The organism is Enterobacter sp. NFIX59, from assembly GCF_900113755.1.
In the GTDB taxonomy this organism is placed as follows: Bacteria; Pseudomonadota; Gammaproteobacteria; order Enterobacterales; family Enterobacteriaceae; genus Enterobacter; species Enterobacter pseudoroggenkampii.
Genome location: NZ_FOQN01000014.1, coordinates 17,067 through 27,124, shown reverse-complemented (window position 1 = coordinate 27,124; position 10,058 = coordinate 17,067). Strand labels below are relative to the sequence as shown.

The 10,058-nt window shown below is 51.9% G+C and carries 13 protein-coding genes and 1 rRNA gene; 6 read left to right on the top strand and 8 right to left on the bottom strand.

Annotation, left to right across the window (positions count from 1 at the left end; all coding sequences use genetic code 11):
- A 16S ribosomal RNA gene (locus tag BM007_RS22845) occupies positions 1-107 on the bottom strand; the annotation flags it as partial.
- A gap of 471 nt (positions 108-578) precedes the next feature.
- Between BM007_RS22845 and BM007_RS22840 the strand changes: the two genes are divergently transcribed.
- On the top strand, positions 579-1,133 hold the full coding sequence (locus BM007_RS22840; protein ID WP_090421157.1) for a gamma carbonic anhydrase family protein: 555 nt from the start codon (positions 579-581) through the stop codon (positions 1,131-1,133).
- Here the strand turns inward: BM007_RS22840 and BM007_RS22835 are convergent.
- Genes BM007_RS22835 through dprA form a run of 6 tightly spaced genes read right to left on the bottom strand, consistent with a single transcriptional unit; the run spans position 1,109 to position 4,892 of the window.
- The gene (locus tag BM007_RS22835) at positions 1,109-1,357 is read right to left on the bottom strand and encodes a DUF1488 family protein (RefSeq protein WP_090421154.1); all 249 of its coding nucleotides are present in this window, start codon (positions 1,355-1,357) and stop codon (positions 1,109-1,111) included. The two genes, BM007_RS22840 and BM007_RS22835, sit on opposite strands and share 25 nt — an antisense overlap.
- A complete protein-coding gene (gene aroE / locus BM007_RS22830) occupies positions 1,354-2,172 on the bottom strand; it encodes a shikimate dehydrogenase (RefSeq protein ID WP_023309443.1) in 819 nt (272 codons plus the stop codon). Before aroE ends, BM007_RS22835 begins: the two co-directional genes overlap by 4 nt.
- A 4-nt stretch (positions 2,173-2,176) precedes the next feature.
- A complete protein-coding gene (gene tsaC / locus BM007_RS22825; protein ID WP_023309444.1) occupies positions 2,177-2,749 on the bottom strand; it encodes an L-threonylcarbamoyladenylate synthase type 1 TsaC in 573 nt (190 codons plus the stop codon).
- Positions 2,742-3,296, bottom strand: coding sequence for a DNA topoisomerase family protein (locus BM007_RS22820; RefSeq protein ID WP_061716392.1), 555 nt, complete (start codon positions 3,294-3,296; stop codon positions 2,742-2,744). Before BM007_RS22820 ends, tsaC begins: the two co-directional genes overlap by 8 nt.
- A 26-nt stretch (positions 3,297-3,322) precedes the next feature.
- Positions 3,323-3,796, bottom strand: a complete 474-nt coding sequence (gene smg, locus BM007_RS22815; RefSeq protein WP_008503477.1) for a DUF494 family protein Smg — start codon at positions 3,794-3,796, stop codon at positions 3,323-3,325.
- Complete coding sequence (dprA, locus tag BM007_RS22810; RefSeq protein ID WP_090421162.1) at positions 3,768-4,892, bottom strand: DNA-protecting protein DprA; 1,125 nt, start codon at positions 4,890-4,892, stop codon at positions 3,768-3,770. The genes smg and dprA overlap by 29 nt, the downstream gene beginning before the upstream one ends.
- 127 nt (positions 4,893-5,019) lie before the next feature.
- On the opposite strand from dprA, the gene def reads away from it, so the two are divergent.
- The 5 genes from def (at position 5,020) to mscL (ending at position 9,797) form a co-directional block, all read left to right on the top strand.
- Complete coding sequence (gene def / locus BM007_RS22805; protein WP_008503479.1) at positions 5,020-5,529, top strand: peptide deformylase; 510 nt, start codon at positions 5,020-5,022, stop codon at positions 5,527-5,529.
- Between the two features lie 25 nt (positions 5,530-5,554).
- Positions 5,555-6,502, top strand: coding sequence for a methionyl-tRNA formyltransferase (gene fmt, locus BM007_RS22800; RefSeq protein WP_024909659.1), 948 nt, complete (start codon positions 5,555-5,557; stop codon positions 6,500-6,502).
- A 52-nt stretch (positions 6,503-6,554) separates the two neighbouring features.
- Positions 6,555-7,841 (top strand): 16S rRNA (cytosine(967)-C(5))-methyltransferase RsmB, encoded by a 1,287-nt coding sequence (gene rsmB, locus BM007_RS22795; RefSeq protein WP_024909660.1) that lies wholly within the window; start codon positions 6,555-6,557, stop codon positions 7,839-7,841.
- Between the two features lie 22 nt (positions 7,842-7,863).
- Positions 7,864-9,240 (top strand): Trk system potassium transporter TrkA, encoded by a 1,377-nt coding sequence (gene trkA / locus BM007_RS22790; protein WP_008503482.1) that lies wholly within the window; start codon positions 7,864-7,866, stop codon positions 9,238-9,240.
- A 146-nt stretch (positions 9,241-9,386) separates the two neighbouring features.
- Positions 9,387-9,797 (top strand): large-conductance mechanosensitive channel protein MscL, encoded by a 411-nt coding sequence (gene mscL / locus BM007_RS22785; protein ID WP_023309449.1) that lies wholly within the window; start codon positions 9,387-9,389, stop codon positions 9,795-9,797.
- On the opposite strand, the gene BM007_RS22780 is transcribed toward mscL, so the two are convergent.
- Complete coding sequence (locus BM007_RS22780) at positions 9,771-10,013, bottom strand: alternative ribosome-rescue factor A (protein ID WP_024909662.1); 243 nt, start codon at positions 10,011-10,013, stop codon at positions 9,771-9,773. The two genes, mscL and BM007_RS22780, sit on opposite strands and share 27 nt — an antisense overlap.
- Positions 10,014-10,058: the final 45 nt, after the last annotated feature.

The following is a 10,058-nucleotide window of genomic DNA, read 5'->3' as shown; positions in this document are numbered from 1 at the left end:
TCCGCCGCTCGTCACCCGAGAGCAAGCTCTCTGTGCTACCGCTCGACTTGCATGTGTTAGGCCTGCCGCCAGCGTTCAATCTGAGCCATGATCAAACTCTTCAATTTAAGTTTGATGCTCGTGAATTAAACTTCGTAATGAATTACGTATGTTCACTCAGAGACTTGGTATTCATTTATTGTCCGAAGACATTAAGAATCCATGTCACTTTGAGTGCCCACACAGATTGTCTGATAAATTGTTAAAGAGCAGTGCAACGCGGCTTTCGCTCACCGTTGCGAGGTGGCGTATATTACGCTTTCCTCTTTCAGAGTCAACCCGTTATTTCAGGATTTTTTCTCTTCAACCGACCGCGTTGTCTGTGAAGTGTTTCACATCCGCCGTGTCGATGGAGGCGCATTATAGGGATCCCAATTTTTAGCACAAGTATTTTTTAGATCTTTTTTTCCGACTGCTGATTTTCCGCGCTTTTCGCTGAAATCCCGCCCGATCTGCTTAAATATTGACGTATTTTGCCTTGCCTCGATCCATTAATACGATCAAAGTCTTCTGTATAGCGCTCATTCTTAGAGGTAGATATGTCTGCAGTATTGCGTCCTTATAAAGATCTGTTCCCCCAAAAAGGCGATCGCGTGATGATCGATGCCAGCAGCGTGGTCGTTGGTGATGTGCGAATGGCCGAGGATGTCAGCATCTGGCCGCTCGTCGCCATCAGGGGAGATGTTAACTATGTGTCGATTGGTGCACGTACCAACATTCAGGACGGTAGCGTTCTGCATGTCACGCACAAATCCTCCTATAACCCGGAGGGCAATCCCCTCATCATTGGAGAAGAGGTTACCGTCGGCCATAAAGTGATGCTTCACGGCTGCACGATCGGAAATCGCGTCCTTGTTGGCATGGGGTCGATTTTGCTGGATGGCGTCACAGTAGAAGATGACGTAATGATTGGTGCCGGTAGCCTGGTCCCGCAGAACAAACGGCTGGAGAGCGGCTATCTCTATCTAGGAAGCCCGGTAAAACAGATCCGCCCCCTGAAGGAGGCAGAGATCGAAGGGTTAAAATACTCAGCGAACAACTACGTTACGTGGAAGAATGAGTATCTGGATCAGGACAACCAAACCCAGCCCTGATCGTCTTCCTGCTGTTCGCGGATTAAATCGCTGGCTTCCTCTTCCAGATCCCAGCGATTTTCGCAAAATACCGCTATCGGGTTTGAACCGCCAAAACGACGCAGCAGCGTTTTCCCATGAATGGCACAGGTAAGTTGCATACCCTGCACCAGCACCGGAAAACAAACCGCTTGTTTACTCTCATCCCAACTCTCTCTGTCCGGGAAATGAATAGCCTGGTTCACGCCGAAAGTTCCTGCTTTAACTTTTCAATGACAGGTTCGACCGCAGGCAACACGCCGTGCCAGAGCAGCACCGCATGCGCAGCCTGACCCACCAGCATTCCCAGTCCATCGGCTAACTGTTTCGCGCCGTGTTGTTCACACCAGTTAAGGAAAGGCGTCTTCCCTTTCTGATAAAACATGTCATAGAAGTACATATGCGCGCTGACCAGAGAAGCGGGGATTGCCGGGATCTCACCGTTGATGCCGCTGGACGTGGCATTAATGACAAGATCGAACTCACGATCGGCAAGATCGTCAAGCGCTACTGCGCTCACGCTACCGGTATGCGCAAACAACGCCGCCAGCGCTTCTGCACGGGAAAAGGTTCTGTTGGTAATGGTCACCGCACAGTCCAGTGAAAGCAGAGGCAACAGTACTCCCCGCGATGCGCCGCCCGCACCAATCAGCAGGACCCGGAACCCGGGCTTAATAAATGAAAGTCGTTCCAGATCGCTAAGTAAACCAATTCCGTCGGTGTTATCCCCCAAAAGGCGACCATCCTCAAGCCGTTTTAGAGTATTGACTGCACCAGCCAGTGAAGCGCGCTCGGTCAGCTCATCCGCACGTTCGAAGGCTTCTTCTTTAAACGGGACCGTCACATTCGCACCTTTACCGCCCGCGGCGAAAAAAGCCTCCAGCGTTGGAATAAATGCATCCACCGGTGCCAGTACGCGACCATAGGGATGATTTATCTGCAGCTGCTTCGCAAATTGCTGATGAATCAACGGTGATTTGCTGTGTGCAATCGGATTACCAAAAACAGCATAGGTTTCCATGAGATTACCCCTGGCGAAAACGTTCGCCGGTTAAAGCGTCGCGAATTTCAGACGGATTCAGACGCCCTCCCGTTTCACCGACAGCAACAGGGAAGTCATTCCCGAACTGCGCCAGCACTTCTTCGGTTGTCCGACAAGGTGGCAATCCGGTCAGGTTAGCGCTGGTTGAGACCAGCGGTTTACCAAACGCCAGACAAAGCTCAACCACCAGCGGATGGTCAGTGACGCGTACGGCGAGGGAATCAAAGCGTCCGGTTAACCAGCGCGGCGTTGTCGGCTGCGCAGGGAAGACGAAGGTCACCGGTCCAGGCCACGCGGAGAAGATCGTCTCGCGCTGCGCCGGCGTCAGCATAGAATCATCGATGTAGGGCTTAAGCTGCTCGTAATTTGCAGCGATCAAAATCAGCCCTTTCTCGACGGGTCTTTGTTTTAAGGCAAGCAGGCGGCTCACAGCCGTCTCGCTGTCAGGATCGCAACCGACCCCAAAAACAGCTTCAGTTGGATAGGCGATGACTTCTTCATTTTTCAGTACGTCCACTGCATGCGCAATGGAGCCTGATGGCAGGTTATTATTCACTATATTGATCCGCCGTTACCGGCTTTCCACATTGTTTACTGGCGCAGAAGCGTTTCATGCCTTGCGCGGTTTTCTTCTCTATGAGTAGCGGATAATTGCAATGAGGGCAGGTTCCCGCTACCGGCTTAAAATTGATAACGAACTGGCATTCAGGATAGCGATCGCACGAATGGAAGGTCTTACCATAACGGGAGCGGCGCTGTACCAGCTGACCGCGCTGACACTGAGGGCAGGCAATTGCCGTTTCATCAGGCTTATCAATTTGTTCCGTATGTTCGCATTCCGGGTAGCGGCTACATCCAATAAACATGCCGAAACGCCCCTGACGCAGGGCTAATTCACCACCGCAGACTGGACAAAACTGCCCCTCCAGAATTTTAACGATATGTCCATCCGCCTGGCTTTTCAGGGGACGGACATAATCACATTCCGGATAGTGTGAACAACCGAGAAACGGGCCGTGTTTCCCGGACCGAATAACAAGTTCAGCCCCGCACTGCGGGCAGGGCTCGTTTTTATGCACCGTGAATAGTGCTGATTTGGCCATAACAACTCTTGGTGCTGCACATTGAATTAGTGCAGCATACCTTCATTCACTTCAAAGAGTAATTCTTCCATTTGCTGATAGGCATTTTCACAGCCCGGGATATTAAACAGAACCATCAGGATCACCCACTTGAGATCTTCCAGTTCAAATTCTGCTGTATCCAGCGCCATGACACGCTCTATCACCATTTCTCTCGTTTCGAGGTTCAGCACCTGAATCTGCTCAAGGAATAAAATGAACCCCCGGCAGCTGGCGTCCAGCCTTTCACACTCTTCTGCGGTATAAATGCGTACTGACAATGGGTCAGAAGCAAGCTGCATCGGTTCGGCGAGGCCTTCCTGATAATCAGCCAGTTTTTCCAGCCACATCAACGCATTATAGATATCTTCCCGCTCAAACCCCGCATCGGTAAGATCCTGTGTCAATTTGTCCTGATCCACTCGCATTTCTGCTTCGTTATGGATGTAAGTCTCAAACAAATACATCAGTACGTCGAACATGGCATGCCCTCCTTAATCGGACATAGCCGCCGGGTACAGCTGCGATCCACCCTGCTAACTCCAGTTCGAGTAGCTGTGCTACCGTTACTGGCACAGGTTGGCCGGCACGTTCAGCGACAACGTCAACAGGTGTTACCTCATCTCCTACGTTAGCCAGGAGCTTGGGAAATGGCAATGCCACCTCTCCCTGATCTGATGAATATTGTCGCTTTTCGGGATCTTCCTGCAGCCATTGCAGCCCATATTGCAAATTTTCAAGAATGTCCCCGACTTCCGTTACCGGTGTTGCCCCCTGCTTAATCAGCCAGTGCGGTCCCTCGCATCCAGGATTACCTATCGGGCCTGGCAAGGCGAAGACTTCTCGCCCCTGTTCGAGCGCGCACCGTGCCGTGACCAGCGAACCGCTTCGCCGCGCGGCTTCAACCACCAGCACGCCTTTGCTAAGGCCGCTGATGATGCGATTACGACGCGGAAAATTTGCCGGTCGGGGCTGCGCGGAAAGCGGAAACTCAGACACTATCGCACCGTCAGACTCAATAAGCCGCATCGCCAATGCCTGATGCCGGCGTGGGTAAATGCTAAAAAGACCATTCCCCAGCACCGCGACAGTTCGTCCTTTAACTGACAGCGCCGCGCCGTGGGCAACGCCATCAATACCACAGGCCAGCCCGCTGGTAATCGTGAAACCGCTTTGTGACAGTTGTTCGCACAGGATTTTCCCCCATCGCTCGCCGTACCATGACGGCGCACGACTGCCTACCACCGCCAGCTGAACAGTTTTAAGCGTCTCAGGGTTACCTTTTATGAATAATGCCCCGGGATAGTCAGGGATCGTTCGGAGTAGAGGGGGATAAAGGGAATGATTGGCCGTTAATAAATGATGTCCCGGCTGCTCAAGCCATTTCAGGCTACGTTCCAGCTCACTCTCATTGAACGCAAAGAATCGTTCAGCCTGCTTTGCTGTCAGTCCAGCATTTCTTAAGGCAAGCATGTCGATGCCTTCCTGCCTCTGCAGTCGTGCAGCCGCTTCCACCATGACATCACCACACAGAGAACCTGTGTGCATAAGCCGTAGCCATATCTCGATTGGCGTCATCCTTTCCCCTGCCATAAGCGGCCTCCGCAATCATTGCGATTGGTCACTGATGCTGTCAATCGATGGGGGATTTGTCTAGAATAGAGATAGTATTCTTATCAACTCCTGAACACGACTCTGGAAATTTATGGCAGTTTTGCAAGTGTTACATATTCCGGACGAGCGCCTTCGCATCGTCGCTGAACCGGTCAAAGAAGTGAATGCAGAAATCCAGCGTATCGTTGATGATATGTTCGATACCATGTACGCCGAAGAAGGCATTGGCCTGGCGGCGACGCAGGTAGACATTCACAAGCGTATTATCGTGATTGATGTTTCTGAAAATCGCGATGGCCGCCTGGTGCTGATCAACCCTGAGTTGCTCGAAAAGAGTGGCGAAACCGGTATCGAGGAAGGCTGTCTGTCTATTCCTGAACAGCGTGCGTTAGTGCCGCGTGCTGAAAAAGTGAAAATTCGCGCCCTGGATCGTGACGGTAATCCGTTCGAACTGGAAGCAGACGACCTGCTGGCGATTTGTATTCAGCATGAGATGGATCACCTGGTCGGTAAACTGTTTATCGATTACCTCTCGCCGTTGAAACAGCAGCGTATTCGTCAGAAAGTAGAGAAACTGGATCGTTTGCGTTCTCGCGCATAACGTCCCCCCGGATACAAGGATCATCGTGTCTAAAACACTACGTATTATCTTCGCGGGAACCCCTGATTTTGCAGCGCGTCACCTTGACGCGCTGCTATCGTCTGGTCACCAGGTTGTTGGCGTCTTTACCCAGCCGGATCGTCCTGCTGGTCGCGGCAAAAAACTGATGCCGAGCCCGGTCAAGGTGCTGGCAGAAGAGCATGGGCTTCCTGTTTTTCAGCCTGCATCGCTGCGCCCGCAGGAAAATCAGCAGCTGGTTGCTGACCTGAATGCCGACGTAATGGTGGTGGTGGCTTACGGTTTAATTCTGCCAAAAGCTGTGCTTGATATGCCGCGCCTGGGTTGTATCAACGTGCATGGGTCTCTGCTCCCACGCTGGCGTGGTGCAGCACCTATCCAGCGCTCGCTGTGGGCGGGTGATGCCGAAACGGGCGTGACCATCATGAAGATGGACGTAGGTTTAGACACCGGCGACATGCTGTATAAACTGGCCTGCCCCATTACGCCAGACGATACCAGCGCCACGCTGTATGACAAACTGGCAGACCTTGGCCCACAAGGTCTTATCGAGACGCTTCAGCAGCTTGCTGACAATACGGCAAAACCGGAAGTTCAGGATGACGCGCTGGTAACCTACGCCGAAAAGCTGAGCAAAGAAGAAGCACGGATCGACTGGTCCCTGTCGGCCGCTCAACTTGAACGCTGCATCCGCGCTTTTAATCCGTGGCCAATGAGCTGGATGGAGATTGATGAGCAACCAGTGAAAGTCTGGAAAGCCTCCGTCGTTAGCGGTACTACCGCGGCTGAACCCGGTACGATTGTTGACGCCAACAAGAACGGGATCCAGGTGGCGACTGCGCAAGGGATCCTGAATCTTGAATCGCTACAACCGGCCGGTAAGAAGGCTATGAGCGCTCAGGATCTGTTAAATTCCCGTCGCGAATGGTTTATTCCGGGCAATCGTCTTGCCTGAGCAAATTTATTCTTAAGGCCCGGTGTTTCCGGGCATTTTTATTTTTACGGTTATGAAAAAACAAAATCTACGCAGTATGGCGGCTCAGGCCGTTGAGCAGGTTATCGAGCAGGGCCAGTCATTAAGTAACGTCCTGCCTCCCCTGCAGCAAAAAGTCTCTGATAAAGACAAAGCCCTGCTTCAGGAGCTCTGCTTTGGCGTTCTGCGCACGCTTTCTCAGCTTGAGTGGTTGATTAACAAGCTGATGTCACGCCCAATGACAGGCAAGCAGCGCACCGTACACTATTTGATTATGGTGGGTTTTTATCAGCTTCTTCATACCCGCATCCCACCTCATGCCGCGCTGGCTGAGACGGTGGAAGGTGCCGTTGCGATTAAACGCCCTCAGTTGAAAGGGCTGATCAACGGCGTACTGCGCCAGTTCCAACGACAGCAGGATGAGCTTCTGGCTGAATTTGCCCAAAACGAAGCACGCTTCCTGCATCCGGACTGGCTGTTGAAGCGGCTGAAAAAAGCTTATCCGCAACGGTGGCAGGACATTGCCGATGCCAACAACCAGCGTCCGCCAATGTGGTTACGCGTGAATCGTAATCACCACACCCGTGACGCATGGCTGGCATTACTCGAAGAAGCTGGAATGAGTGGTTTCACTCACGCTGCATACCCTGATGCCGTACGTTTAGCCTCCCCCGCTCCGGTACATGCATTACCGGGTTTCGAAGAGGGTTGGGTAACGGTACAGGATGCTTCTGCCCAGGGTTGCATGACCTGGCTTGAACCCCAGAACGGTGAGCAGATCCTCGATCTCTGCGCCGCACCAGGGGGCAAAACGACGCATATTCTTGAAGTGGCTCCGCAGGCCAGCGTGATGGCGGTGGACGTCGATGAACAGCGTCTTTCACGCGTCTACGACAACCTCAAGCGTCTGGGCATGAAGGCTCAGGTTAAGCAAGGCGATGGACGCAAACCCGCAGAATGGTGTGGTGAAACGCAATTCGATCGCATTTTGCTGGATGCTCCCTGCTCTGCAACCGGCGTTATTCGTCGTCATCCGGACATCAAGTGGCTGCGTCGCGATCGTGATATTAACGAACTTGCCCAGCTGCAGTCCGACATTCTCGACGCCATCTGGCCGCATCTCAAACCTGGCGGAACGCTGGTCTATGCAACCTGCTCCGTACTGCCGGAAGAAAACAGCCAGCAAATCGCGGCCTTCCTTAAACGTACCCCGGACGCCGCGCTGCGCGATACGGGAACGCCTGAATCCCCGGGTCTGCAGAACCTGCCGGGTGCCGAAGAGGGTGATGGCTTCTTTTACGCTAAGCTAATCAAAGAGTGATGTTGAGAACAGGTCACGAGATATGAAGATTATCATTCTGGGTGCAGGACAGGTTGGCGGAACGCTGGCGGAGAACCTGGTGGGCGAAAACAACGACATCACCATAGTCGATACCAACGGCGATCGTCTGCGTGTCTTACAGGACAAGTTTGACCTGCGCGTGGTGCAGGGTCATGGTTCTCACCCACGGGTTCTTCGTGAGGCAGGTGCCGACGATGCCGACATGCTGGTTGCGGTAACCAGTTCTGACGAAACCAATATGGTGGCCTGTCAGGTGGCCTACTCGCTTTTCAACACGCCAAACCGAATCGCGCGCATTCGCTCTCCGGACTATGTTCGCGATGCTGAGAAACTGTTTAATTCCGAAGCGGTTCCTATTGACCATCTCATCGCACCGGAACAGCTGGTTATCGACAATATCTATCGCCTGATCGAATATCCGGGCGCCCTGCAGGTGGTGAACTTTGCCGAGGGTAAAGTGAGTCTGGCAGTGGTTAAGGCCTATTACGGTGGACCATTGATCGGCAATGCGCTTTCTACCATGCGCGAGCACATGCCGCATATCGATACGCGCGTCGCAGCCATTTTCCGTCACGACAGGCCAATCCGCCCGCAAGGCTCCACGATTGTCGAAGCAGGTGATGAGGTCTTCTTTATTGCGGCCTCACAGCATATTCGTGCCGTAATGAGTGAACTTCAGCGTCTCGAAAAACCCTATAAACGCATTATGCTGGTCGGCGGCGGCAATATCGGTGCAGGCCTGGCACATCGGTTAGAAAAAGATTACAGCGTAAAATTGATCGAGCGCGATCAGCAGCGTGCTGCTGAACTGGCGGAAAAACTGCAAAATACGATCGTATTTTATGGCGATGCGTCTGATCAGGAGTTGCTGGCTGAAGAGCATATTGATCAAGTTGATCTTTTTATTGCCGTCACCAACGACGACGAGGCGAATATAATGTCCGCCATGCTCGCCAAGCGTATGGGTGCAAAGAAGGTCATGGTGCTTATCCAGCGCAAGGCGTATGTCGATCTGGTCCAGGGTAGCGTTATTGATATTGCCATTTCGCCGCAGCAGGCGACAATTTCCGCGCTCCTGAGCCATGTTCGTAAAGCGGATATTGTCGGTGTGTCATCGCTCCGCCGCGGCGTAGCGGAAGCCATTGAAGCCGTGGCGCATGGAGATGAAACCACATCACGCGTCGTGGGCCGGTCGATCGACGAAATTAAGCTGCCGCCAGGCACGATCATCGGCGCCGTTGTGCGCGGAAATGACGTCATGATTGCCAATGACAATTTACGTATTGAGCAAGGCGATCACGTTATTATGTTCCTTACGGATAAAAAGTTTATTACTGACGTCGAACGTTTATTCCAGCCAAGTCCATTCTTCCTTTAAAGAGTAGGGTGCTCTAGAAAGAGCACCCGCACTTTATCCTTTTCATTTCTGTGCCTTTTATTTTTCATAACGTTTAATTATCCCGAATGGCAATTGGCTAATCATTTGTTAAACTTATACTCGTCAGCTGGCACAAGGAGAGAACAATGAGTTTTATTAAAGAATTTCGCGAATTTGCGATGCGCGGGAACGTGGTGGATTTGGCAGTGGGTGTCATTATTGGTGCAGCATTCGGCAAGATTGTTTCATCATTAGTGGCCGACATTATCATGCCACCATTAGGGTTGTTAATCGGGGGCATTGATTTCAAACAATTCGCTTTCACACTGCGTGAAGCGCAGGGTGATGTTCCGGCAGTAGTAATGCACTACGGCGTATTTATTCAGAACGTATTTGATTTTGTGATTGTCGCGTTTGCCATTTTTATGGCTATCAAGCTGATCAACAGGCTCAACCGTAAAAAAGAAGAGCCGGCTGCTGCACCTGCACCAACGAAAGAAGAAGTGCTGCTGAGTGAGATCCGCGATCTGTTAAAAGAACAGAATAACCGCGTTTAATCGAAAGTTTAAAGCAGAAAGGCCAGTGGTAAATAAGCGATTCGCTTGCTTGCCACTGGCCTCCCAGTTACCCCGTTTTTCATGTTTGTCTTTACGCAGATAACTTCCTTTCCCTTTTTTATTCTTCTCAACGCGCTGCCTGAATAACGGGTCGTGAAGTAACGCCTCAATGGCATTGTCTTTTATCTGTCCTTTCGTGTGCTGATAGCGGCTCATAAATTCTCCTGAGCATGGTTTATGACGAAGGGAGTCTAGATCCGG